Genomic DNA, 24,534 nt, shown 5'->3' with positions numbered 1-24,534 from the left:
AACCGGTGAGGTGGGCGGACGACCCCGCGTCGATCACAGAGCCCCGAAAGGGAATCGAACCCTTGACCTTCTCCTTACCATGGAGACGCTCTGCCGACTGAGCTATCGGGGCGGCGAGGAAGACTCTACATGCCCTCCGGCCTGGCGTGAAATCGAATCGGGTGTGAGGTGCGCCGCGCGGGTCGCGAGCCTCGTCCGGACCTGGTGGTCGGGCCGAAAACCGGGCCGATCTCCCCTGCTCGACACCCCGTGCACCGACGCGAGGCCGGGAACGAAACAGGGCGTGACCGGCGAATCGCCGGTCACGCCCTGCTGTGCTTCACGTGGCTGGTGAGGGATTCGAACCCCCGAAGGCTGAGCCGTCTGATTTACAGTCAGATCCCTTTGGCCGCTCGGGCAACCAGCCGTGAACGGAGCCGAGCATAGCCTCCCGACGGCGTCAGCGAGAAATCGAAAACGGGTCCCGCCTGGTGACGAGCCCCACAGCACATCCGCGGCCCGCACGAGCGCCCGAGATCTATCGTGACGCCGTGACACAACAACAGGATCGCTGGGGCCTCCCCCTCGGCATCGGCGCCTACCTGCTCTGGGGCGGGATGCCGTTGTTCTTCCCGCTGCTGGAGCCGGCAGGGCCCCTGGAGATCGTGGCCCACCGCATCGTGTGGAGCCTGCTCTTCTGCCTGATCGCGCTGGCGGCCCGGCGCCAGCTGCGCGACTTCCGCACGGCACTGCGGTCGCCGCGCCTCCTGGGCACGTTCGCCGTCGCGGCGGCCCTGATCGTCGTCAACTGGGTCGTGTACGTGTACGCCGTGCTCAGCGACCGCGTGCTCGACGCCGCTCTGGGCTACTTCATCAACCCGATCGTCACCGTGCTGCTCGGCGTGCTGGTGCTGCGCGAGCGGCTGCGGCCCGTGCAGTGGGTCGCGATCGCGTGCGGCGCGGCGTCCGTCGTCGTGCTGTCCACCGGGCTCGGCGGACTGCCGTGGATCTCGCTGTGCCTGGCGCTCTCGTTCGGCCTCTACGGGCTCGTGAAGAACCGCGTGGGCCGCACCGTCCCGGCGCTGCCCGGCCTGGCCGTCGAGACGGCGGTCGCCACCCCGTTCGCTCTGGCCTACCTCGTCTGGCTCGGCAGCTCGGGCACGTTCACGAGCGAGGGCGGCGGGCACGCGCTGCTGCTCATGTCGGCCGGCATCGTGACCGCGCTGCCCCTGCTCCTGTTCGGCGCCGCCGCCCGGCGCCTGCCCCTGTCCGTGGTCGGCATGCTGCAGTACCTCGCGCCGGTCCTGCAGTTCCTCGTGGGCCTGCTCGTCTTCGCGGAACACATGCCGCCCGCCCGCTGGGCCGGTTTCGCGCTGGTCTGGCTCGCGCTGATCCTGCTCACGGTCGACGGCGTCCGCCAGGCCCGCAGGGCCCCGCGCCTGGGCCAGGCCTGACCCCGCGACCCGACCACCCCGCCTGCCCGGCCAGGCTCGCCCGCCTACCCCGCCAGGCTCGTTGAGTGCTGGGTATTCGCCCTTCTCGCGCACGAAAAAGGGCGAATACCCAGCACTCAACGAGGGGTTACCAGGTGCCCGGGATCTGGCGGACGGCCACGTTCAGTCGGTTGAACACGTTGGTGACGCCGATGTGCAGGACCAGGGCCGCGAGCGCCTCCTCGTCCCAGTGCTCCGCGGCGCGGGCCCAGACGGCGTCGGGCACCCCCTCGGCGCTGTCGGCCAGGCGGGTCATCGCCTCGGCGAGCTCGAGCGCCGCGCACTCGGCCTCGCTGAGGTAGGGCGACTCGCGCCAGGCGGCGACGGACGCGAGGCGGTCCTCCGACTCCCCGGCCTTGCGGGCCTGCCGCATGCCGTACTCGATGCACCAGCCGCAGCCGTTGATCTGGCTGACGCGCAGGTGCACCACCTCGAGCGTGCTCGCGGGGACGCCCTGCCCCTGGGCCATCTGTCCCAGCTCGGCGAGCGCCTTGGCGGCGCCCGGCACGATCAGCGCCGGGTTCTTCATGCGGGACGTCACGGTGCGCAGGTGCGGCGTACCGGAGGCCTGGAGGTCGAGGTGCTGGGTCGCGTCCTGGGCGGCTGTCTCAGTGGTCATCGCGGTCCTCTCGTCGTGGCCGGGGCCCGGCCTGTCACATCGGCGCTCTGCGCGCCGTCACACCGTTGACGACCCCCGGAACGAGGATGTGACTGATGACCCCCGACGAGCTCGCCCTCGCCTTCGAGCAGCACCGGCCCCGACTGCGGGCGGTGGCCTACCGCATGCTGGGCAACCCCGACGACGCCGACGACGCGCTGCAGGAGGCCTGGCTGCGCCTGAACCGGACCGGCGACGAGGGGATCGACAACCTGGCCGGCTGGCTGACAACGGTCACCGGCCGGATCTGCCTCGACATGCTCCGCTCGCGGTCGACCCGCCGGGAGGACCCGCTGCCGTCCGGCCGGCCCGACGACACGGCGCCGGAGATCCTCGACGACGCCTCCCCCGACCCGGTCCGCGAGGCCGAGCTGGCCGACGTCGTCGGGGTGGCGATGCAGGTGGTCCTGGAGAGCCTGGACCCGGCCGAGCGGCTCGCGTTCATGCTGCACGACCTGTTCGCGGTGCCGTACGAGCAGATCGCGCCCGTGCTGGGCCGGTCGGTCGTGGCGGCACGGCAGCTCGCGAGCCGCGGCCGGCGCCGGGTGCAGTCCGGCCCGGCGGCCCGCGCGGCGGCGGGCGCCGACGCCGGGGCTGACGTCGGCCCGCGGGCCGACGTCAGGAATCGGACGGACCGGCAGGTCGTCGAGGCCTTCCTCCTGGCCTCCCGCACGGGCGACCTCGCGGGGCTGCTGGCGGTGCTCGCGCCGGACGTGGTGCTGCGCGCCGACCAGGCCGCCCTCGCGGCGGCGGCCGAGGCCGCGGACCGGGGCGCTCCTCTGCTGGCCCGCGAGGTGCGCGGGGCGGCGGCCGTGGCCCAGGCGTTCCGCGGCCGGGCGGGCGGGGCGGTGCCCGCACTCATCGACGGCTCCATCGGGTTCGCGTACGCGCCGGACGGCACGCCGCGCGGCCTGTTCGCCGTCGTCGTGCACGACGGGCACATCGCGGCCGTCGACATGATGGGCGACCCGGCCACGGTCGCCGGGGCGCACGTGCTGCTGCTCGGCTGAGCCGGAGGCGCAGCGCGGGGTGGGAGCCGAGGCACGACCTGGCAGGGTGTGCGCATGACCTCTCCTCGCACCGTGGTGGCCGGGCCGGCGTCGTGGAACACGATGGTCCGGCTCGACCACCTGCCCGACCCGCGGCCGCACACCCTGTTCGCCCGCGGGTCGGTCCGCACGCTGGGCGGCACGAGCGCCGGCAAGGCCCTGCACCTGGCCGACCTCGGGGTGGCGGGCACGCTCGTGGCCGACGTCGGGACCGACCCGGAGGCGGACCTGATCCTCGGCGCGCTCGGGCACGCGGGCGGCACCGAGGTGCTGGCGCGCCGGGTGGCCGGACCGTCGGAGCAGCACCTCAACCTCATGACCAACGCCGGCGAGCGCCTCTCGATCTACCTCGCCGTCCCCGAGACGTCGCCGGAGCCGGACCCCGCGGCGGTCGAGCGCGTGACCGCCGCGGACCACGTGGTGCTGGACCTGAGCGCCGTCGGGCAGGGGCTCCTGCCTGCGGCCGTGGCGGGCGGCGCCACGCTCTGGACCGACCTGCACGACTACGACGGCGTCGCCGAGTTCCACCGGCCGTTCGCCGACGCGTGCTCGTACGTCTTCCTGAACGACGACGGCACGGACGACCACCGCGCCCTGATGACGGCGCTGCTGGAGCGGGGCGCGACCACCGTGGTGTGCACGCTGGGTGCCCGCGGCGCGGTGGCGCGGACGGCGGAGGGCTGGTTCGAGACGCCGGCGGAGCCCACGGAGGTGCTGGACACCAACGGCGCGGGCGACGCGTTCTTCGCGGGCTTCTTCGCGGCGCACCTGGGCGGCGCGGGGACGGCGGAGTGCCTCCGGGCCGGGGCACGCCAGGCGACGCGCGCCCTGGGCACGCGCCACCTGAGCCCGCTGCTGGACGGGAAGGTCTAGACCCGGACCCGAAGGTCTAGACGCGGGTGAGGAGCGTCGCGAGCTCCTCGGCGACGCCGTCGGCGTCGTGGTGGCCGACCACGGCGTCGGCGCAGGCCAGCACGTCGGTGTGGGCGTTGGCGACCGCGATGCCGCGGCCCGCCCAGGTGAGCATCGGGAGGTCGTTGGGCATGTCGCCGAAGGCCCAGACGTCGGCGGCGTCGACGCCGAGGCGCGCGCACCAGCGGGCCAGCGCGGCGGCCTTGTCGACGCCGGGCGGCATGAGCTCGGCGAGGCCGACGGCGCCCGAGTACGCCAGGTGCGCGTGCTCCCCGACGGCGGTACGCACGGCCGCGAAGAACTCCTCCTGCGCCAGCCGGATCTCCTCCGGCGGGTCGGTGAAGACGCCCGGCGGCGGCACGTGCGCGGGGTCGAGCGCGAGGATCTTGGACACCGGGCCGCGAGCGCCGAGGGTGTCCTCGACGGGCACCGACCAGAGGCCGGGGTCGAGCGCGGGCTCGCGCTTGGGGTAGCCGGGGTCGAAGGCGACGCCGTCGGTCCGCTCGAACGCGAGCGCGGCGTGCGGCAGCACGGCGCGGATGCCGCCGACGACGGCGCGGACGGCGTCGTCGTCGAAGCCGCAGGTCTCCAGGGTCTCGCCGGAGGCGAGGTCGAGCACGCACGCCCCGCCGATGCAGATGACGCGGCCGTGGCCGCCGACGGTGTCGGCGAGGTGGTCGAGCCAGCGCGGCGGGCGGGCGGTCACGAAGACGACCTCGACGCCCGCGGCGTCGAGGTCGGCGAGGACCTGGCGGGTGCGGTCGGAGACCTTGCCGTCGCTGCGCAGGAGGGTGCCGTCGAGGTCGGTCGCGACGACCCGGGGCAGGCGGGTCATGGCTCGGCCCGGATGCCGGCGGCGGGCAGGATGACCTTGTCGATGTTCTCGACGAGGAGGTCGCGGTCCACGGGCCGGCCCAGCATGAGCACGTTGTACGAGACGAGCGCGGGGCCGATGATGCAGAGCTTCTCGACGTCGACGTCTGCCGGGATCTCGCCGCGGTCGATGGCGCGGCGGAAGAAGATGCGGTTGGCCCGGGCGCGCGGCTCGACGAGGGCCTCCTGCGCGGCGGCGGCGAGCTCGGGGCTGCGGGCGATCATCGACACGATCCCGGCCATGACCTTGAGCTTGCGCTCACCGTCCCGGATGCTCGGGGTCCGGATCATCGCCACGAGGTCTCCCCGCAGCGTGCCGGTGTCGGGCAGGTCGTCGAGGTCGATCTCGCCCTGCTTCATGCAGGCGACGGCGTCGAGCACGAGCTCGGCCTTGGACGACCACCGCCGGTAGACGGTCGCCTTCCCGGCCTTGGCGCGGGTGGCCACCATGTCGATGGTCATGCCGTCGTACCCGGACTCGGACAGCACGTCGAGCGCGGCGTCCAGGATCTCGGGGTCGCGGGTGTGGTCCCTCTTGCGGCCCAGGCGGGGCTTCACCTCGGCCTGATCGACTTGCGTCATCGCCGTCGGTCTCCTCTCTGCACTGTCCGACCTTACCCGCGGGTTAATACTGAACTAACTGTATCCGGAACTGATCAGTTCCGTATATGCTGGGAGACATGTCCCAGACTTCAACCCCTGCGACGGACAGTCGTCGCTGGATCACGCTCGTCGTGGTCGGGCTCGCACAGCTGATGGTCGTGCTCGACGCGACCGTCGTGAACATCGCCCTCCCCTCCGCACAGGCCGACCTCGGCTTCTCCGACGGTCAGCGCCAGTGGGTCATCACCGCTTACTCCCTCTCCTTCGCGAGCCTCCTGCTGCTCGGCGGGCGCCTCTCCGACCTCATCGGCCGCAAGCGCACGTTCGTCGTCGGGCTCATCGGGTTCGCCCTCGCCTCCGCCCTGGGCGGCGCCGCCGGCTCGTTCGAGCTGCTCGTGGCCGCCCGCGCGCTCCAGGGCGCGTTCGGCGCCCTGCTGGCCCCCACGGCCCTCGCCGTGCTGACCACGACCTTCACCGTCCCGCGTGAGCGTGCCCGCGCGTTCGGCGTCTTCGGCGCGATCGCCGGTGCCGGCGGCGCCGTCGGGCTGCTGCTGGGCGGTGTGCTCACCGATTCGCTCGACTGGCGCTGGAACCTCTACATCAACGTGTTCATCGCCGCGGTCGCCCTGGTGGGCGCGGCCCGGTACATCCCGCGCATCGCCCGCAGCGGCCCGCGGCCGCGCCTGGACGTGCCCGGCACGCTCCTGGTCTCCGGCGCGCTGTTCGGCCTCGTCTACGGCTTCTCCAACGCCGAGACGGGCGGCTGGGGCGCACCCCTGACCTGGGGCATGCTCACCGCCTCGGGCGTCCTGCTGGTGGCGTTCGTCGTCTGGCAGACGCGCGCGGCACACCCGCTCCTGCCGCTCTCGATCGTCCTCGACCGGAACCGGGGCGCGGCGTACCTCTCGGTGCTGATCGCGGGCGCGGGGATGTTCGGCATCTTCCTGTTCGTCACCTACTATCTGCAGCTCACGCTCGGGTACACACCGATCCAGACCGGCCTGGCGTTCCTGCCCATGATCGCGATGCTGGTGCTCGCCGCGCAGCTCGGCACCAACCTGCTCGTGCCGCGGTTCGGCCCCAAGCTGCTGGTGCCGATCGGCATGACGCTGGGCGTGGTCGGCATGATCGACCTCACGTTCCTGGACGCGTCGAGCACGTACGCCGCGCACGTCCTGCCGGGCCTGATGGTGCTCGGCTTCGCGATGGGCACGATCATGCCCGCCTCGATGCAGACCGCCACGCTGGGCGTGGACCGGCAGTTCGCCGGCGTCGCCTCGGCCATGGTGAACACCAGCCAGCAGGTGGGCGGCTCGATCGGCACCGCGCTGCTCAACACCCTGGCCGCCACCGCCGCGGCGGACTACCTCGTGGCCCACGCGCCCGTGACCGAGGCCGTCGGCGCGCAGGCGGCCATCGCCAGCTACTCCACCGCGTACTGGTGGGGCGCCGGGTTCTTCGCCGTCGGCGCGGTGCTCTCCGCGCTGCTGTTCCGCCGGCGCGGTCAGGGCCTGTCGCTCTCGCACACCGAGCCGGCCGCGGGCTCGGCCTCCGGTTCGAGCGCCGGCTCCGGCTCCGGCGACGCCGACCGCGTCGCGGAGCCGGTGCACGTCGGCTGACCGGCCCGGGTCACCGTCACGGGTTGGAGTACATCGTGACGGTGACCCGGTCGAACCGGAGCGCCTCCAGGTCCTGCCGGGTCATCGTCCAGTAGACGGTGGCCATCGGGAGCCCCTCCCACTGGGCCAGCAGCACCCGGTCCTGCCCGGCGGCGGGATCGCCCCAGTCCTCGTGGTCCCAGGCGTGACCACCGATCTGGAGCGTGCGGACGTGCCACGGCCGGTCGTCCCGCGTGTCCTCCCACACCTCCCGCAGGTCCCCCGCGCGCGGGTGCCGGGCGAGCAGCCCGGCGTCGAAGGCGTGCTGGGGCAGTGTCACGTCGTGCGCCAGGCGCAGCTCGCCCCGACGGCGCAGGTCGGCGTCCAGCTCCTCGGGCGACTCGTACTCGTACGGCTCGTAGTCGGGCGCGGTCGCGCGCTCCTCGACGGCGACGCCGGCCGGTACGTACAGGGCGCCGCCGGCGAGGCCGATCTCCAGGTCCGGGTTGGCGAACAGCAGGAGCTGACCGTCCGGCGGGAGCGGCAGGTCCGTGGCCCCCTCCGGGATCGCGGCCAGGTCCAGGGTCGCGATGAGCTGGTGGTCGGCGTGCCGGACGCCGCCGTCGGGCCCGCCGAGCTCGTACGGGTCGGACGGCGTCGCGACGTCGGGCGGCAGCAGCAGCGGACCGCCGAGCCGCGCCACGACCGGCCCGTCGGCCTCCCGCGTGAGGAGGACGCACGGCCGGGCCAGGTTGAGCCACCGCTCCGTCTCCACCGCGGGGATCCCGCTCCCCGTCGCCGCGTCCTGGAATCGCTCCAGCCGGTCGAGGGCGCCGGCCGCGCCGGGCGCCTCTCGTCGTACCGCTCGCACAGCCTCGTGCATCTCGCCTGACCCCCAGTTAGACATATCGGTATATACCGGGCAAGGGTCGTGCACTCGGGCCCGCCGCGGCAAGTCCGCTCGACCTCACCCGATTCGGATGACGCGCGGGGCCCGTCCCCGACGCATCCTGGCGGCGAGAGTGAGGTCGAGATGTGTCGTTGGCTCGCGTACTCAGGTTCGCCGGTGCTCCTGGAGGACCTGCTCTTCAAGCCGGAGAACTCGCTGGTGGTGCAGAGCAGGCACTCACGGCTGGGCGCGGAGACCATCAACGGTGACGGTTTCGGCGTCGGCTGGTACGGCGCCCTGGACGAACCCGGCGTCTACCACAGCACCGAGCCGGCCTGGAACGACCGCAACCTGCGAGAGATCTCGGCCCACGCGGCCGCCGGGCGGGTCTTCGCCCACATCCGCGCGTCGACCGGGACGGACGTGCAGCAGACCAACTGTCACCCGTTCCGGCACGGCCGCCGGCTCTGGATGCACAACGGGGCCATCACGGACTTCGCGGCGGTGAAGCGCGACCTGGCCATGGCCGTCGATCCTGCCCTCTACCCCGGGATCGAGGGTTCGACGGACTCCGAGGTGTTCTTCTACCTGGCCCTGACGTTCGGGCTCGAGGAGGACCCGCCCGCGGCAGTGGCCCGGGCAGTCGGCCTCATCGAGGAGACCGGGCGACGCCACGGCGTCGAGCACCCGATCCAGATGACGGTGGCCACCACCGACGGGGACACCACGTGGGCGTTCCGCTACTCCAGCGTGGGCAGTTCGCGGTCGCTGTTCCACAGCACCGACATCTCGACGCTCCGCCTCCAGTACCCCGACAACCCCGTGCTGCACGAGATCTCCGACGACGCCCGCCTCGTGGTGTCCGAGCCGCTCGGGGACCTGCGCGGGGCGTGGCGAGAGGTGCCGGAGTCGAGCTGCCTCGTCGTCCGCGGCGGCCACGAGGAGCTGCGCGGGTTCTTGCCCACGCCGGCCCGGGGATGACGGCCGGCGGGCACCCGCGGGCGCCCGGGGCGCGCCTGGAGTTGCACCTCACGTAGCGGGATGTGGTCCGGTTGACCCACGTCCCGCCCCGTCGAGGAAGGCTCCACCATGCACCCGTCCTTCGTCCCGCCCCGCCGCGTCAAGATCGGTGACGCGGCGGCCTTCGCCGGCACGACGCCGCGGGCGATCCGGCACTACCACGAGATCGGCCTGCTCCCGGAGCCCGAGCGAGGTGGCGACGACCGCCGGCGCTACGGGTACGAGGACATGGTCCGGCTGCTGTGGGTCCGCAGGATGGCGGACACCGGGATCGCCCTGGACGACATCCGGGACGCCTTTGCCGGGTCGGCTCCGGGCAGCTCGGCGCCGGCCGGCTCGGTTCCTCGAAATTCCGACGACGACGACATCGCGGCCGTCCTGGAACGGCTGGACGAGGCCCTCGTCGCCCAGGAAGCGGAGCTGCGCCGACAGCGGGCCGCAGTCCAGCGGATGCGCACGCAGGGCAGCCGGGCGGGCCTGCTCTCCGACGTCGTCACGGAACGCCTCGCGAACGTGCCGGAGGGCTCCCTGCGCCAGGCGGACCTGGACACCCTGCTGGTCACGGAGCGGATCTTCGGCCCCCTCGGCGCGGCGATCCAGGCCACCCGGTTCATCGCCCTGGCCGGCAGCCCGGACCTGCGGGCGGAGTCCGACCGGGTCGACGCCGCCGAGGAGGCGCTGGACGACACGGTCGCCGTCGACGACCCCCGGGTGTCCCAGGTGGCCGCCGAACGCCATGCCTTCGAACAGAAGCTGGAGGCCGCCATGGAGGAGGCCGGGCTCGACGAGGGGGACGAGGCGCTCCTCGACTCCTGGGACGCCGGCGAGATCTCGGACACCGGGCAGACGTCCATGAGCGTTCTCGAAGCGGTCGGCAAGATGCCCTACGACTTCTCCCCGGCCCGTCTGCGCTGCATGGAGCTGGCCGTGGAGCTCGGGGCCCGTGGCTGAGGCCGCGTGGCAGGACTCGTGACAAGCGGGACGGGCGGCCACCGGAGTTCCGGTGACCGCCCGTCCGGGTCAGTCGTCCGCTCGTCGGTCAGGCGGTCTCGACAGGCTCGACCAGCGGGTCAGCGGTAGTTCGTGAACTGGAGCGCGAAGTCCAGGTCCGAGCCCTTGAGCAGGCCCATGACCTCCTGGAGCTGGTCGCGGGACTTGCTGGTGACCCGCACCTCGTCGCCCGTGATCTGCGTCTTGACGCCCTTGGGGCCCTCCTCGCGGATGATCTTGGTGACCTTCTTCGCGTTCTCCCCGGCCAGGCCCTCCTTGAGGGTGGCCGCGAGGCGGTACTCCTTGCCGGACGGCTTCGGCTCACGCTCGCCGACGTCGATCGACTTGAGCGAGATACCGCGCTTGACCAGCTTGGTCTCGAAGACGTCGAGGGCGGCGAGCACACGCTCCGACGAGTTGGCGACGAGGACGATGCTCTCGCCGCTCCAGGTGATCGATGCGCCGACGTTCTTGAAGTCGTACCGCTGCGAGATCTCCTTCGCGGCCTGGTTCAGCGCGTTGTCGACCTCCTGGCGGTCGACCTTGCTGACGATGTCGAACGACGAGTCGGCCATGGTGTGGTGCTCCTTCTGCGTAACAACCCGGGCGCCCCTGCAGGCCCGGTCGGAATCTGCTCACCGTATCCGCCCCCGCCGACCGCGACGAACGCTTTGCGCGGGTGAGGTCGGGGGCGGCTCCGCGGACGACGGAGGACGGGCGGGGTGGTCGTCAGGACGGTCTCAGAGCATCCCGGGCGGGGTGCCCCAGTCCGGGCCCGACGTCGGGCCACCGGGGTTGTAGCCCCCGGCTGGGCCGCCCGCCATGGCCTCGAGCCGGCGGATACGGTCCGGCATCGGCGGGTGCGTGGCGAACAGCTTGCCGATGCCCGCGCCGCGGAACGGGTTGGCGATCATCAGGTGCGAGACGTTGGTGAGGTCCCGGTCCTGCGGCAGCGGCGCGCGCTGCGTGCCCTGCTCCAGCTTCCGCAGCGCGGAGGCCAGGGCCAGCGGGTCGCCCGTGAGCCGGGCGCCGTCCTCGTCGGCGTCGTACTCGCGCGTGCGGGAGATCGCCATCTGGATCAGCATCGCCGCGATCGGGGCGAGCAGGGCCATGGCGAGCGCCGCGAGCGGGTTGCCGCCCTCCCGGCGGTCGCCGCCGCCGAAGAAGAGCAGGAACTGCGCCAGCGCGGTGATGACACCCGCCAGGGCGGATGCCACGGACGAGGTCAGGATGTCGCGGTTGTAGACGTGCATCAGCTCGTGGCCCAGCACCCCGCGCAGCTCACGCTCGTTGAGCAGCTCCAGGATGCCCTCCGTGCAGCACACGGCGGCGTTCTGCGGGTTGCGGCCGGTGGCGAACGCGTTGGGCGCCTTGGTCGGCGAGATGTAGAGCCGCGGCATCGGCTGGCGTGCCGCCGTCGACAGCTCGCGCACGATCCGGTGCATCTCCGGCGCCTGCAGCTCCGTCACCGGGTACGCGTGCATCGCGCGGATCGCGAGCTTGTCGGAGTTCCAGTACCCGTAGGCCGTGGTCCCCAGCCCGATGAGGACGAAGATCCACAGCAAGCCCGACTTGGCCCCGAAGAGCGCCCAGAGCCCGAGGATCACGGCCCACATGCCACCGAACAGCGCGGCGGTCTTCAGCCCGTTGTAGTGCCTGTGCATCGCACTCCTTTCCTCCCACCCGAACGCGCCAGCCCGGCCCCGGGTTCCCCGGCGGGTCGGCGCCCACCAGACAACAGTGCCCGGAAGACCTGAGTCTTCCGGGCACGGTCGCTGAACGGCAACGGGGAGTGCGCTACGGGCGACGGCTGATGGTGACCATCTCGTCGCGCGGGACGACCTTGATCCGCTCCCGGCCGACGGCCTCGCCGAGGGCCCGCTCGTGCGCGTCGAGGAGCTCCCAGCCGGACCACTCGATGTACGGGACACCCTTGCCGGTGAGGAACTCGGTGACGGCCTCCGGCGTGCCCTGCGGCGCGGTACGGCCGCCGTCCAGGTCGCCGGGGGCCTCGCCGTCGGCCACGCCCGTGACGTCCTCGACGAGGTGGCGGATGGTCTCCGACGCGTCGGACTTGGTGTGGCCGATGAGGCCCACCGGGCCGCGCTTGATCCAGCCGGTCGCGTACACGCCGGGGACCTGGTTGCCGTCGATGTCGACGACGCGGCCCTCGCGGTTGGTGATGACGCCCTTGACGTCGTCGTACGGGATCTCCGGCAGGGAGGAGCCGAAGTAGCCGACGGCGCGGTAGACGGCCTGGACAGGCCAGTCGGTGAACTCGCCGGTGCCCTTGACGGTGCCGTCGCCCTGCAGCGCGGTGCGCTCGGTGCGGAACCCGACGACCTTGCCGTCCTCGCCGAGCACCTCGGCCGGGGCGTGCAGGAAGTGCAGGTGCAGGCGGCGCGACGCCGTGTTCTGCGCCGGGTCCTTCAGCGTCCAGTCCACCAGGGTCTTGACGACCTGCTTGGTCTGGTTCGACGAGTTGATCGCCGCCTCGGAGCCCTCGTCGAAGTCGAAGTCCTCCGGGTACACCACGATGTCGACGTCGGGCACGTGGCCCAGCTCGCGCAGCTCCAGCGGCGAGAACTTGACCTGCGCCGGACCGCGGCGCGCGAACACGTGCACGTCGGTGACCGGGGAGGTCTTCAGGATCTCGTGCACGTTGGCCGGGATCTCGGTGGACAGCAGGTCGTCCGCGTGCTTGGCGAGGACGCGGGCCACGTCGAGCGCGACGTTGCCGGCGCCGATCACGGCCACCTGCTCCGCCTCCAGCGGCCAGGTGCGCGGCACGTCGGGGTGACCGTCGTACCAGGACACGAAGTCCGCGGCGCCGTAGGAGCCGTCGAGGTCGATGCCGGGGACGTCCAGCTCGGCGTCCTTGATGGACCCGGTGGAGAAGATCACCGCGTCGTAGAACTGGCGCAGGTCCTCGAGCTTCAGGTCCACGCCGTAGTCCACGTTGGCGAGCAGGCGGATGTCCCCGCGGCTCAGCACCTTGTGGAGCGCGACGATGATCTGCTTGATGCGCGGGTGGTCCGGCGCCACGCCGTACCGCACCAGGCCGAACGGCGCCGGGAGGCGCTCGAACAGGTCGATGCTGACGTCGAGGGCGGACTTGGACAGGATGTCGCTCGCGTAGATGCCGGCGGGGCCGGCGCCGACGACGGCGACGCGCAAGGGGCGGGTGGTGCTCACGGAGGGGCGCCTTCCGGTCGAGGACAAGACAAGGGAAGCGAAGGCCGCTACCGATTCTACCGACCGGGTAAGGCGCACCTCACCCCAGGTTCAGGGGGTGGACGTGGGGTTCCTGTGAGAATCCTCGCGTTCCGGGCTCAACGGCCCTGTTCGCGCTCCCGCTGGACCTTGGCGGCACGACGACGGAGCTCCGCGCGGCCGAGCGCATTGTAGATCGCGTCGACGGCGGCCATGACGAGCGCGATACCACCGAAGATGCCGGCGAACACGGCCACCGGGATGAGGCTCAGGACGCTGCAGAGCACCGCCACGACCACGAGGCCCAGGCCGATCCACAGGCTCCACCGACCGAGGCCGCTCATGCCGGCACCAGCTCGGACGGCAGGGCACGCAGCCCGCGCGAGCCCGTCTCCTGGAGAGTGAGGGTCACCGGCGCTCCCTGCGCGTCGTGCTCGGTGCCCCGCACCACGTGCACGCCGTGCGGTCCCGCGTACACGGACGCGTTGACCAGCTTGTCGCTGCCCCGAGCCACACCGGACACGATGCTCACGGCCACGGCCTCCCTGAGCTGGGGCAGGGTGGGGACGGCGGCCTCGAACTCGGCCGCCGAGTAGGTCCGCGGGGCGGTGCCCAGCAGCGCCGTGCCGGTCGGGTCGATGAACCTCTCGAACCGCTCGCCCAGCAGGGCCTGGGGATACACCGAGAAGGCGTGGTGCCCCTCGCCGGTGATCTCCTCCTCCAGCACGGTGGACCGGCCGTCCTCGTGGTGCACGTAGGCGAACAGCCAGTCCTTGCCGTTCGCGCTGGTGCGCTCGGCCGACAGGATCTCCTGGGCCGAGCGGCGCAGCACGAGCGGACCGGTGATCCCCGGGTGCGCCTTGATCCCGGTGACCCGGCCCTCGGCGTCGGTACCCGCCGGCAGGACCATCTCGCGGGACACGAGCGACCGGAGCGCGACCCGCCCCATGAGGGACCGGTCGGCCGTCGGCCCCTGCGCGTCGATCCACGGGGTGGGCACGAGCTGCTCGTGCTCCAGCCCGTCGAGGATCGTGACCTCCTCGTCCGTGAGGATCACCACGCTGACGACCTCGCCGTCGCGGGCCTGCGCGAGCGTCGCCCGCGCGGCCGTCACGTCGTCCGGCCCGAACTCCATCGCCCTGTTCTCGCTCATCCGAACAAGCCTCCCACAAAGTCACCGACGGCCCCGGCAGCATCGCCGACCGCGTTACCGACGTCGCTCGCGAACTCGCCGACCTCCTTGACGCCGTCCGCAAGGTACGGCAGCGGGTCGGAGGCGAACGCGGAGATCGTGTCCCAGTTGTCGTACACGAGGTTGCCCAGCGCCCAGGCGCCGGTGACCAGGCCCGCCCCGACGGCGATACCGATGCCGACGGGGTTGGCGAACGCCGCGACACCCAGGAACATGCCGACCGTGGCGACGCCGCCGGCGACGCCGATGCCACCCATCACCCGGTCGACGCCACCGCGCCAGCCGTCGTACTGGGTGTTGAACATCTGGTCGATGCCGCCGACGATGCCGAGGACACCACCGGCGGCGCCCATGAACTTGCCGGCGGTGCCGAGCCGGCCGACGATGCCCATGCCGTCGGCGAGCATGCCCTGCCGGATGAAGGTCGTCGCGGAGGCCGCGGCGTCGCCGGCGGTGTCCAGCGCACGGGACAGGTTGAGCAGGTTGCGGCCGTACTTGAAGTTGGCCCAGCCGGCCAGCCCGAAGTCGACCAGGCCCTTGCCGGTCTCGAAGACGTCCCAGACGCTGCCCGGCCGGTTGGACGCACCAGCGACGTCGGTGCCGCCGGGACCGCCGCCGCCCGGGACGCCGGTGTAGTCGTTCGACGTCTCCTCCTGCGCGTCGGCGTTGGAGCGCACCTTGCCGGCCACCTCGCTCAGCGCGACGGCCGTCTCCCGGAGCCGCACGAGGTGGCTGCCGGACCACTCCTGGCGGAAGCCCTCGGCGTCCGGGCCGCTCCAGCCGTCCGCCTGCGGCACGGCCGACTCGACGGTGGTGACGATGGTCTCCAGCTTGTCGCTGCCCTCGTCGAACTTGTCCGCAAGCAGACGCAGCGCCTCGATGTCGGCGCCGACCATTCCCCCGCTCACTTGGTTCTCCTCACGTCCCGCCGGTGACGGCGCAGTGGTTTCGCATGGGTACCGCTGGAACTGCTTACGTCGTTACGAAGTCAAGGGGTGCGGGCCGTAGTCGGTCCCGCACCCCTTGATACCGGCCCCGGTCCGGGGCCTGGCCTCCGGAAGAGGCTCGAGCTCGATCAGTACGCGCTCGAGGTCTCGTCCTGCATGTTGGCGTTGTTGTCCGCCGTGGTGCCGTAGGTCTCGAGCGCCGCGGCGATCTCGTTGAGCTTGGCGGCGTGGGTGCCGTCCCACTCCTCCTGGAACTGCACGGCGTCCTGACCGTTCCACTGGGTCTGGGACATCTGGCTCGTGATCGTCGTCACGACCTGACGGACGCCCTCGGCCTGGGTACGGAGCGTGTTGGCGAGGCTCCGGACTGCCTCGACATCAAGACCGAAAACGTTGCCACCCTCTGCGACCATGTCAAGCTCCTTTTCCTGTGGCTGCCCTCGCGGACAACCTCCGTTTCTGCGACGTCACGAACTATTCCATGGCCCGTGACGCGGTGGAATGGGGAGGACTCCCCATCCCCCGTCACCCCGGCAGGGCGACGTGGATCTTGGTGGCCCGGCCGGCCGTCACGAGGAACCCGCGGCCCGGCGGGAAGTCCTTGCGGCGGATGCGGCCGAGCGGGGTGTTCATGAGCGTGTCGCCGTCGGTGTCGCCCGGCGTCAGGAGCAGGCCGTTGCGGCCCGACTTGAACGGGCCTGCGAGCGTGAACGCCTTGCTCCAGGTGGAGGACTCCGACTCGCCGATGACGAGCTGGTCCTTGCGGGACGCGAGCTTGACGAAGGCCTCCAGCGGCTTCTCGGCGGGCGTGCCCGTCATCTCGGTGTAGTTCTCGATCATCACGGTGAGCGTGCCCGGGGTGGCCCGGTCGCTCTCGAGGACCGTGGTGAGCTCCTTGAGCAGCTCCACGACGTCCTCGGGGCTCGACGCCGTCATGTCCCAGAGGTCCAGCGCCGACAGGCTGGACCGCCGCGAGGAGAGGTACACCAGCCGGGTGCCGCCGGCCCGGCGCAGGGCGGTCGCCAGCGTCACGAACGCCGTCGTCCGACCCGAGCCGGGCGGGCCCGCGAGCATGAGCGGGCCACGCATGGGCAGGCCGATCGGCGCGATGTCCAGGTCCCGCAGACCGATCGTCGCCAGGTCCGTCGTCCGCTGGGGCAGCTGCTCCAGCGTGAACGTGTCCGGCAGGCGGTCGACGCCGGGGGCCTGGGGCACCCCGCCGACCGAGCGCATGGTCTGCTCCAGGCGGGCGAGCTCGCGCGACTGCACGGCACCGTTGGAGTCGCCGCCGAGCACGGCGATCTGCGCCTCCTGGCCGTACATGATGGCCCGGCCCGGCGCGGACGCCGGGGTCAGGACGTCCTTCGGCACGTTCAGCATCACGTAGTCGTCCTCCTTCGCCATCCGGTGCACGATGCGCTTCTGCACCGTGGAGGCCAGCGACGGGGGCACGGAGACGGCGCGGTCGCCGCTCATGACCAGGTGGATGCCGACGGGGCGGCCGTCGGTCGCGAGCTGCGTGAAGGTGCCGAAGATCGAGAACCCGCGGGCGGTGATGTTCTCGTAGGCCTCGCGGAACGCGCCGATGCCGTCGACGAGCACGATGATGCGCGGCTCGTCGGGCTTGTTCGCCAGGCGGCGGTACTCCTCGATGGTCGAGGCGCGGACGGCGGCGTAGCGGTCGGCCCGCTGGTCCAGCGTGTCGCGCAGACGGCGCAGGAGGCGGCCCACGCGCTCCTCGTCGTCGCCGGCGATGACGGCGCCCACGTGGGGCAGGTTCTCCAGCATCGACAGACCGCCGGAGCCGCAGTCGATGCCGTAGACCTGCACGGGGCCGCCGCGGTGCGTCAGGCCCGCGGACACCGCGATGGTGCGCAGCGTGGTGCTCTTGCCCGTACCACCGGTGCCGTAGATCGCGAGGTTGCCGTCGCTGTCGGGCTCGTAGTGCACGGTCGGCTGGGTCTGCTGCGGCGGGTTGTCCAGCACGCCGAGCACGAGCTGGGAGTCCGTGCGCCGGTTGGGCAGCAGGGCCAGGTCGTACGTGGGCGCGAGCTCGGGCAGCCACGGCTTGCGGGGCGTGGGCACGCCCGCCTCGCCGGCCGCGCGGCGGATCGTGCTGACCACGCGCGCGATGTCGTTGGGGCCCGGGTCGTGCTCCTCGATCACCTCGGGGGCCGGGAGCTCCCAGCGCCGTCCGGTGCCGAAGTCCATCTCCTCGATGTCGAGCGAGGAACGTTCGGGCTCGTCCGTGGTCCAGCCACCGGCGTAGCCGGTCTGGAACGTGGTGAGCCGGCCGGGGCCGGTCTTCGCGGCGCCACGGCCCGGGATCGACGGCGAGAAGTGTGCCGCCATCTCGTCGCCGAGCACGTCCTTGGAGTCGTGCTCGTCGGCCATGCGCAGGGCGATGCGCAGGTTCGTGTTGGCGCGGAGGTTGTCCTTGATGACGCCGGCGGGGCGCTGCGTCGCGAGGATGAGGTGCAGGCCGAGCGACCGGCCACGCTGGGCGACGTCGACGACGCCGTCCACGAACTCCGGGACCTCGCCGACCAGGGCCGCGAACTCGTCGACCACGATGATCAGGCTCGGCGGCGCCTCGGGGTCACCCGTGCGCTCCAGGGACGCCAGGTCCTTGGCCTTCTTCCGGTTCAGCAGGTGCTCGCGGTAGTGCAGCTCCGCGCGCAGCGAGGACAGCGCGCGCCGCACCAGGTGCGGCGACAGGTCCGTCACCAGGCCGACGGTGTGCGGCAGGTTGACGCAGTCGGCGAACGCCGCGCCACCCTTGTAGTCCACGAACAGGAAGGTCACGCGGTCGGGGCTGTGCGCGGCCGCCATGCCGAGCACCCAGGACTGCAGGAACTCCGACTTTCCGGCACCGGTGGTCCCGCCCACGAGGGCGTGCGGGCCCTGGGTGCGCAGGTCCAGGTGGAACGGCTCCACGCCGTCGTGCCCGATCAGCGCCCGCAGGTTGGTGGGCGTCTTGCGCCGCACCGGCGGCGAGCCGTCGCGCGGCGTGAGGGAGAGGTTCTCCCGCCACCGCTCGATCACGCCGCTGGAGTCCTTGCCGAGCTCGGTGCCGGCCAGGGCCAGGTAGGAGACCGCGCGCGGCAGGTCGGACTCGTCGTCGGTGGGCGCGCCGATGTCGATCACCGGCGACAGGATGCGGGCCACCTCGCGCGCGGTGTTGAGGTCCGCGACGTCGCAGCGCACCGGGTAGGCGAGCTGCCCGTAGTGCACCTCGCCCGTCATCGCGCCGTTGTCGCTGGAGTTCGGGTCCAGCAGCACGAAGGTGCGGCAGGCGGCGGGGAGCTGCTCGACGGTCGGGGCGATCCAGACCACGTGGACGCCTGCGGCGGCCCCGTGCTCGACCAGGCGGACGAGACGCGCCCGCTCGACCGGGGCGTCGTCCTCGATCAGCACGACGACGGACGGCAGCACCGGCTTGGGCGGCGCGTCCTTGCGGTCCTTCTCGGAGTCGAGCTCGCCCACCAGCGGCGCGGGGCCGTCGAGGCTGACGCCGCGGGCCTCGACGAGCTCCTCGAGCCGGGTCAGCAGGGAGGCGCCGGACGCCGGGTCGTCGGCCAGGTGGTCCGACGCGCCGAGCGGGCTGTGCGGGGAGCCGGTGTGGGGCAGCCACTCGAGCCACTCCCAGTCCGCCCGCGAGCGCGCGGACGTGAGGGCCGTGACGACGAGCTCCGCGGGCGAGTGAAGCGTGACGAGCTGCAGCAGGACGGACCGGCCGACCGGCTCGACCACGCCGCTCGGCCCGGCGATGCCGGCGTTGCCGCCGTAGCGGAACCCCGCGCCCATCGGGACGTCGTGGATGGTGAGGCACTGCTCCTGGAGGTCCAGCACGCGCTGCCAGTGCTCGGGGATGGCGTCGTTCTCGCGCGGCTCGTCGAAGATCGTGCGGGCGGGACCCGAGCCGAGCCCGAACCGCACCGTGAGGAAGCCGCGGTGCTCGGGGCGGTGGGTCCACATGAGGCCGCCCAGGCGGCGCACCGCGTCGAGCGACTCGGCGAGCGACGGCAGCTCCGCGAGCCGCACGGCCCGCTCGACGGCGTGCGTGCGGTCGATGCGCTCCGACGTGGCGACGACGGCCTGCTCGAACTGCTCGGAGGCCTCCTTGAACTGCTTCTTGCCGTAGATCTTCCGGTCCATCCACATCCCGAGCATCATCACCGGGCTCATGAACATGAACAGCAGCGAGATCGGGTTGCGCGTGAACGAGTACATCACCGCGCCCATCGCCATCGGCGCGAGCATCATGAGCCAGGGCAGGCGCTGCGGCTGCGGCGGCCGGGGCGGCTTGGGCGCCTTGATCTTGATCTCGCCGAAGCGCGTGACGACCCGCGGGGACCGGTTGAACTCGACGACCGGGCTGGTCGGCGCCAGGCTCGTGGACCGGTGCAGGGCCACCACGGACAGGGTGGTCTCACCGAGCGTCACGGTGTCCGACGACGTCAGCACGGCGCGCGTCATCCGCTTGCCGCCCATGACCAGGCCGTTCGCGGAGGCCAGGTCGTGCACCTCGATGGACTCGCCCACGACCACGCGGGCGTGCCGCTTGGACACCTGGCCGTCCTGGAGGCGGATGTCCATGCCCCGGTCACGGCCGATGTAGGACGTGCCGACCGGCAGCGGGAAGTCGCGCCCGGCGTCGGGCCCGTCCAGGACGCGGAGCTGCGCGACGGCGGTGCCGCGGTCCTGCCCCGGGTTCACGAACTGCTCGGAGACGCGCACGATGGAGACCACCGAGCCGGACCGCAGGCCCGCCTGGACCAGGTCGTTCGTCGGGGTCAGCACCCGGCCGCCGGTGAAGCTCGTCGACCCGTCGGCGAGCACCTGCAGGGTGAGGTTCTCGGGGGCGGCCGCACCGTTGCGGGTCGGGTCGCCCGAGAAGAGGGCCTCGGCCACGTCGCGCACCGTCGCGGTGGCGTCGGCGGTGACCGCGACGTTCACGCCGGACTCGTCGGGTCTGTTCAGCGTCAGCTTGATACGCACGTCAGGCGTCGTCCTTCAGGTCGAGAAGTGGGAGGTCCGCGGGGGTCACCAGCCGGGAGGCGACGGCGTACTCGACGAGCCGCGCGCGCCGGTTGGTGGCGAGCAGCCCGGGGCCGCCGCGGAGGCCCTTCACGCCGATCCGGTCGAGCTTCTCGCAGACGTTGTCGAGCTTGCGGTTGAACCGGGTGGTGGCCCAGCCCAGGCGGCGTGCCGCGTCCGCGGAGGACGGGATCTCGCTCAGGCCGGTGCCCTCGCGGCGCAGCATGGGCTCGGCGAGCACCACGATGAGCTGCTTCTGGCTGGTGGTGAAGCTGATGGCGCCGATGGTGGTGGCGCCGGTGTCGGGGTCCTCGGAGCGCACCTCGTGGTACGGGGCGTCCGTGAGCTGGGCCGTGAGCTCATAGGTGGTGGGACCGGCCGTGAAGACGATGGAGGTGGTGGGGAAGACGATGGGCAGGCGGTGGCCGGGCGGAAGCCACGACTGCACGCCGCCGCCCGCGTCGCACACCGTCGCGGAGATCAGGGAGCCCACGTTCGCGAGCCACCAGATCCCGTCCTCCTGCGTCAGCCGCAGGAAGCGTCGGTGCAGGTAGGGGTTGTCGTCGATCGCGAGGTCACCCTCGCGGCCCACGTCGAACCCGTCCTCCGCCTGCGCAGGATCGAACCACTCGCCACAGAACTCCAGCGCGAGATCGCCCACGTCGTCCCCTCTTCCCCCCAGTCGGCCGGCCGGTCGGCCGGAGTCGGTCAGCCCAGCTCGACGCACGCCTGCTGCGGCTGCTGCGAAGCCTTCCCGGAGCGCACCACGACGACCTCGAGGCACGTCCGCTCGCCCTCGAGCCGGTCCACCGTCACGGAGGTTCCCACAGCGGCCTCGTAACGGCTCTCCTCGGTGGCCGACAGGACACGGTACCCGTACTCGTCGCCCTCCACCTGGGTTTTTGGGGGCTTCCAGGAGAAGACCGCCTCGTCGCCCTGCGCCTTGCCCGCCAGGTCCTGGACCGGGGGCACGTAGCCCGCGCCCGGCGCGGGCGGCGGGTCGCCCGCGACCGTCTGCGTCTGGCCCGGCTCCTCGGGGTCCTCCGCGCCGGGCCGCAGCGCGAACCAGCCCACGACGATCACGGCCACCAGGACCACCGCGCCGGCGATCAGCGCGACCGTGGCCCAAGGCGACGACTTCTCCGGCTCGGCCTCGACCGGCGACTCCTCGGGCGCCTCGGGGGCACGCGTCCGGTGGACCGTCTCCTCGACGGCCGGCGCGTTCCACCCGAGCGAGGCCACCGGCAGGTCGACGGCGGGCACGGTGGTTCGCGCCCCGGTCGCGGTGCCGCCCTGGGGCGCCCAGCCGGACGTGCCCTGCGGGGGCGGCCCGAAGCCGCCCGACGAGGTGCCCGCGCCGCCGCCCGGCGCCGTCCCGGGGGCAGGGAGCTGCCCCGGGTCGATCGCCGTGACGTTCTTCAGCCGCGTGCCGTCGTCGTCCTCTTCCTCCTCCGCGACCGCACCGGTCTCGTCGAGGAGGTCGATGGGGGTCATGTCGCGCGCCAGGCCCACCTGGACCTGCTGCAGCGCGCGGGCGAACGCCAGCACCGACGGGTACCGCGACGACGGGTGCTTGGCCATCGCGATGCGGAGCACCTGCTCCAGCGACGGCGGCACGTCGTTGCGCCCGATGGGGGGCAGCGGTGCCTGCTCGATCCGCGCCACCAGGTCGGCCGACGTGTTGGAGCCGCCCGGCACCTCGAACGGCGTGCGCCCGGCGAGCAGCGTGTAGCAGGTGGCGGCCAGCGCCCAGACGTCCGTCGTCTTGCCCGCGACCGGCGGGTCGCCGAACGACTCGGGCGGCGACCACGGGATCGACATGCCCTCGGCGGCCGAGGCCTGGTCGACCGTCGACGAGATGCCGAAGTCGGTCAGCGCCGGGTGCCCGAACTGCGTCACCAGGATGTTGGCGGGCTTCAGGTCGCGGTGCAGGATGCCGAGCCGATGGGCGGTCTCGACCGCGCCGGCGATCTGGATCGTCGTGCGCAGGGCCTCGGCCAGCGAGAAGCGCTCCGACCGGTACCGCGCGCCCAGGTTGGGGCGCGAGCAGTACTCCATGGCCAGGAAGGGGCGGCCGTCGGCGGCGACGCTCGCCTCGTACATCGTCACGATCGAGGGGTGGTTGCCCAGGATCGCCATCAGGTCGGCCTCGGAGTCGAACGCCACGCGCTGCGCGTCGCTCGCGTGCTCCTTGAGGAGCACCTTGACGGCGACCAGACGCTTGGGGCGCTGCTGCTCGTACAGGAAGACGTCGGAGAAGCCGCCCGAACCGATCAGCTTCTTGTACTCGAACCCTGCGATCTGGGGCGGCGCGGACGGCGCACGCTTGCTGCTCACAACTCTCCTTCGTCGATGCTGGAGCCGTAGCCGGCGGTCGGGCGGGTCGCGGCCCTCACCAGATGCCCTCGAACGTGAGGGTCGCGCCGTCGCCCAGGTCCACGACGTCGCCGTCGACCACGATCACCTTCTCGTTCGGGTGCAGGCGCCGGGGCTGCTGCCCCGGCCGCAGGAGCGTGGTCCCGTTGGTGGTCGCGAGGTCGGCGACCAGGACGTGCCACTCCTCGAGCGTGATCTCCACGTGGGAGCGCGAGATGTCCTGGTCGGGGCTCGCCACCGTGACCAGGCGCGGCGTGCGGTCCGCCGAGGCGTTGTTGGTGCGCGGACGCCGGCCGACGATCACCGGGCGGTCCAGCTCGACCACCTGCGGCCCGCCGATCCCCGGCTGCACGCCGCCCGTGACGAGCATCTGCCCGAGCGACGGGCGCGACACCAGCTCGGCGTCGCCGCTGAGCTCCGCGCCGCAGGTGCGGCAGCGGTCGTTGGTCGGCGGGTTGGGGTGCCCGTCCGGGCACGGCAGGCCGAGGATCTGCAGGGCGCCCGGCAGGATGCCCACCGAGAACTTGGGCACGACGGCGCCGGCGGCCTTGCGGAGCGCGGCGATGTCCGACGACATCATGGTCTGCCCGTCGTGGTCCTCCGGCTCCACCGGAGCGGCCTCGGACGACGGGGCGTCGCCCACCGAGGCGGCGCGCTGCGCGGCGCCCGGGGTCACGCCCGGCGCGGGCGCGGGCGCCCCGGACAGGCCGGACCAGCCGCCCGGCACGCCGGAGATCAGGGCGTCCGGGGCCGGCTCCGGCTCACGCGGCGGGTCCGGCACCGGCGGGGGCGACGGCACGGGCGGCGGGGCCGGCGCGGCCTCGACCTGCTCCTCCTCGGCCTCGTCGTCGTCCTCGCCCTGCCGCACCGCGGCGTCCTCGACCCGGCGCATCACCGTGTCGCCGAAGAGGTGGCCGTAGTCGTCGTCGGAGCCGAACTGGGTGGCCTCGTCGACCTCGGTGCCCTTCCCGGCGGCGGGCACCGTGCCCAGGCCGAGCAGCGGCGCGGGCTCGGGGGCGGCGTCCGGGACGGGCTCGGCGTCCGGGGCGGGCTTCGCGGCGGGCTCCGGCTTCGCGCCGGCTCCCGCACCCGGCGTGGGCGCGTCGAGCGCGCCGGGCACGATCGTCTCGCCGGACGGCTGCCCGCCGAACCCGAAGACCGGCACGCCCCGCACGGGCGCGGGGCCGGCGGCGGTGGCCGCCGCCGGGGCCTCGACCGGGGCCACCGGGACGTCCGGCACCTCCGGCACGTCGACCAGGGTGCGGCGCAGCGCGCTCGCCCGGACGACGGCGGACTGCACCGGGAACTCCTCGTCGGCGGGCGCCTCGTCGGTGGTGACCGCGAACGACGTCGGGCCGTCCACGACCCGCTCCGACCACGTGACGACGCCGGCCCCGGTCACCTCGACCGGGCCGCCCGCGCCCTCCGCGCTCACCACGACCTTGACGCCGGTCCCGCGCACGGCGACGTGCGCGGCCGTGGCCGGCTCACCGCCGGACAGGGACACGACGGCGAACGGCGGCGTCTCCGCCAGGCCGCCCGCGGCCAGGACCGCGAGCGTCGCGGCGACCCCGCCGTCCGGCCCGTCGAGCGCGGTCCAGAGCGCGTCGACGACGCCCGCGGGGGCGTGGCCCGGCAGCACGACGACCGTGCCGTTCCGGACCACCGCCCGCGCGGAACCCTCGCTGTAGTGCACCGTCAT

Annotated in this window: 21 protein-coding genes and 2 tRNA genes; 6 read left to right on the top strand and 17 right to left on the bottom strand. The window is 72.7% G+C overall.

The window, feature by feature from the left end; translation table 11 throughout:
• Window positions 1-39: 39 nt before the first annotated feature.
• Window positions 40-112 (bottom strand) — tRNA-Thr (locus FHX71_RS26840).
• A 212-nt stretch (window positions 113-324) separates the two neighbouring features.
• Window positions 325-406 (bottom strand) — tRNA-Tyr (locus FHX71_RS26835).
• Window positions 407-530: 124 nt separating this feature from the next.
• On the opposite strand from FHX71_RS26835, the gene rarD reads away from it, so the two are divergent.
• On the top strand, window positions 531-1,433 hold the full coding sequence (gene rarD, locus FHX71_RS26830) for an EamA family transporter RarD (RefSeq protein WP_182620532.1): 903 nt from the start codon (window positions 531-533) through the stop codon (window positions 1,431-1,433).
• A 127-nt stretch (window positions 1,434-1,560) separates the two neighbouring features.
• On the opposite strand, the gene FHX71_RS26825 is transcribed toward rarD, so the two are convergent.
• Complete coding sequence (locus FHX71_RS26825) at window positions 1,561-2,091, bottom strand: carboxymuconolactone decarboxylase family protein (protein WP_220490491.1); 531 nt, start codon at window positions 2,089-2,091, stop codon at window positions 1,561-1,563.
• A 95-nt stretch (window positions 2,092-2,186) separates the two neighbouring features.
• Between FHX71_RS26825 and FHX71_RS26820 the strand changes: the two genes are divergently transcribed.
• On the top strand, window positions 2,187-3,140 hold the full coding sequence (locus FHX71_RS26820; protein WP_182620531.1) for a sigma-70 family RNA polymerase sigma factor: 954 nt from the start codon (window positions 2,187-2,189) through the stop codon (window positions 3,138-3,140).
• A gap of 54 nt (window positions 3,141-3,194) precedes the next feature.
• Window positions 3,195-4,052 carry a carbohydrate kinase family protein gene (locus tag FHX71_RS26815; protein ID WP_182620530.1) on the top strand — a complete coding sequence of 286 codons (858 nt, stop codon included), beginning with the start codon at window positions 3,195-3,197 and terminating at the stop codon, window positions 4,050-4,052.
• A gap of 16 nt (window positions 4,053-4,068) precedes the next feature.
• Here the strand turns inward: FHX71_RS26815 and FHX71_RS26810 are convergent, their stop codons facing one another.
• Complete coding sequence (locus FHX71_RS26810) at window positions 4,069-4,926, bottom strand: HAD family hydrolase (RefSeq protein WP_182620529.1); 858 nt, start codon at window positions 4,924-4,926, stop codon at window positions 4,069-4,071.
• On the bottom strand, window positions 4,923-5,546 hold the full coding sequence (locus FHX71_RS26805; protein WP_182620528.1) for a TetR/AcrR family transcriptional regulator: 624 nt from the start codon (window positions 5,544-5,546) through the stop codon (window positions 4,923-4,925). Before FHX71_RS26805 ends, FHX71_RS26810 begins: the two co-directional genes overlap by 4 nt.
• A 98-nt stretch (window positions 5,547-5,644) precedes the next feature.
• Between FHX71_RS26805 and FHX71_RS26800 the strand changes: the two genes are divergently transcribed.
• Window positions 5,645-7,186 carry an MFS transporter gene (locus FHX71_RS26800; RefSeq protein ID WP_246403563.1) on the top strand — a complete coding sequence of 514 codons (1,542 nt, stop codon included), beginning with the start codon at window positions 5,645-5,647 and terminating at the stop codon, window positions 7,184-7,186.
• Window positions 7,187-7,202: 16 nt separating this feature from the next.
• On the opposite strand, the gene FHX71_RS26795 is transcribed toward FHX71_RS26800, so the two are convergent.
• On the bottom strand, window positions 7,203-8,048 hold the full coding sequence (locus tag FHX71_RS26795) for a YwqG family protein (RefSeq protein WP_182620527.1): 846 nt from the start codon (window positions 8,046-8,048) through the stop codon (window positions 7,203-7,205).
• Between the two features lie 150 nt (window positions 8,049-8,198).
• Here FHX71_RS26795 and FHX71_RS26790 point away from each other — a divergent pair, with 150 nt between their 5' ends.
• Together FHX71_RS26790 and FHX71_RS26785 are read left to right on the top strand one after the other, a co-directional pair.
• The gene (locus FHX71_RS26790; protein WP_182620526.1) at window positions 8,199-9,035 is read left to right on the top strand and encodes a class II glutamine amidotransferase; all 837 of its coding nucleotides are present in this window, start codon (window positions 8,199-8,201) and stop codon (window positions 9,033-9,035) included.
• A 108-nt stretch (window positions 9,036-9,143) separates the two neighbouring features.
• Window positions 9,144-10,025: a MerR family transcriptional regulator gene (locus FHX71_RS26785; protein ID WP_182620525.1), complete on the top strand. Its 882-nt coding sequence runs from the start codon at window positions 9,144-9,146 to the stop codon at window positions 10,023-10,025.
• Window positions 10,026-10,144: 119 nt separating this feature from the next.
• Here FHX71_RS26785 and FHX71_RS26780 read toward each other — a convergent pair whose 3' ends face one another.
• From FHX71_RS26780 to FHX71_RS26730, 11 genes are all read right to left on the bottom strand, one after another.
• On the bottom strand, window positions 10,145-10,639 hold the full coding sequence (locus FHX71_RS26780; protein WP_182620524.1) for a YajQ family cyclic di-GMP-binding protein: 495 nt from the start codon (window positions 10,637-10,639) through the stop codon (window positions 10,145-10,147).
• 165 nt (window positions 10,640-10,804) lie between these two features.
• The gene (htpX, locus tag FHX71_RS26775; RefSeq protein WP_182620523.1) at window positions 10,805-11,728 is read right to left on the bottom strand and encodes a zinc metalloprotease HtpX; all 924 of its coding nucleotides are present in this window, start codon (window positions 11,726-11,728) and stop codon (window positions 10,805-10,807) included.
• A gap of 133 nt (window positions 11,729-11,861) precedes the next feature.
• Complete coding sequence (locus tag FHX71_RS26770; protein ID WP_182620522.1) at window positions 11,862-13,259, bottom strand: FAD-dependent oxidoreductase; 1,398 nt, start codon at window positions 13,257-13,259, stop codon at window positions 11,862-11,864.
• A 137-nt stretch (window positions 13,260-13,396) separates the two neighbouring features.
• Window positions 13,397-13,621, bottom strand: a complete 225-nt coding sequence (locus FHX71_RS26765; protein ID WP_182620521.1) for a hypothetical protein — start codon at window positions 13,619-13,621, stop codon at window positions 13,397-13,399.
• Complete coding sequence (locus FHX71_RS26760; RefSeq protein ID WP_182620520.1) at window positions 13,618-14,430, bottom strand: hypothetical protein; 813 nt, start codon at window positions 14,428-14,430, stop codon at window positions 13,618-13,620. Before FHX71_RS26760 ends, FHX71_RS26765 begins: the two co-directional genes overlap by 4 nt.
• On the bottom strand, window positions 14,427-15,377 hold the full coding sequence (locus FHX71_RS26755) for a WXG100 family type VII secretion target (protein WP_182620519.1): 951 nt from the start codon (window positions 15,375-15,377) through the stop codon (window positions 14,427-14,429). The genes FHX71_RS26760 and FHX71_RS26755 overlap by 4 nt, the downstream gene beginning before the upstream one ends.
• A gap of 167 nt (window positions 15,378-15,544) precedes the next feature.
• Window positions 15,545-15,829 carry a WXG100 family type VII secretion target gene (locus FHX71_RS26750; protein ID WP_182620518.1) on the bottom strand — a complete coding sequence of 95 codons (285 nt, stop codon included), beginning with the start codon at window positions 15,827-15,829 and terminating at the stop codon, window positions 15,545-15,547.
• 112 nt (window positions 15,830-15,941) lie between these two features.
• Window positions 15,942-20,417 carry a type VII secretion EssC family protein gene (locus FHX71_RS26745; RefSeq protein WP_182620517.1) on the bottom strand — a complete coding sequence of 1,492 codons (4,476 nt, stop codon included), beginning with the start codon at window positions 20,415-20,417 and terminating at the stop codon, window positions 15,942-15,944.
• Between the two features lies 1 nt (window position 20,418).
• On the bottom strand, window positions 20,419-21,117 hold the full coding sequence (locus FHX71_RS26740) for a hypothetical protein (protein ID WP_182620516.1): 699 nt from the start codon (window positions 21,115-21,117) through the stop codon (window positions 20,419-20,421).
• A gap of 47 nt (window positions 21,118-21,164) precedes the next feature.
• On the bottom strand, window positions 21,165-22,793 hold the full coding sequence (locus FHX71_RS26735; protein WP_182620515.1) for a serine/threonine-protein kinase: 1,629 nt from the start codon (window positions 22,791-22,793) through the stop codon (window positions 21,165-21,167).
• Between the two features lie 55 nt (window positions 22,794-22,848).
• Window positions 22,849-24,534, bottom strand: a complete 1,686-nt coding sequence (locus FHX71_RS26730; protein WP_182620514.1) for an FHA domain-containing protein — start codon at window positions 24,532-24,534, stop codon at window positions 22,849-22,851.

Source organism: Promicromonospora sukumoe, assembly GCF_014137995.1.
Taxonomy (GTDB): Bacteria; Actinomycetota; Actinomycetes; order Actinomycetales; family Cellulomonadaceae; genus Promicromonospora; species Promicromonospora sukumoe.
This window is presented reverse-complemented; position numbering and strand designations above follow the sequence as displayed.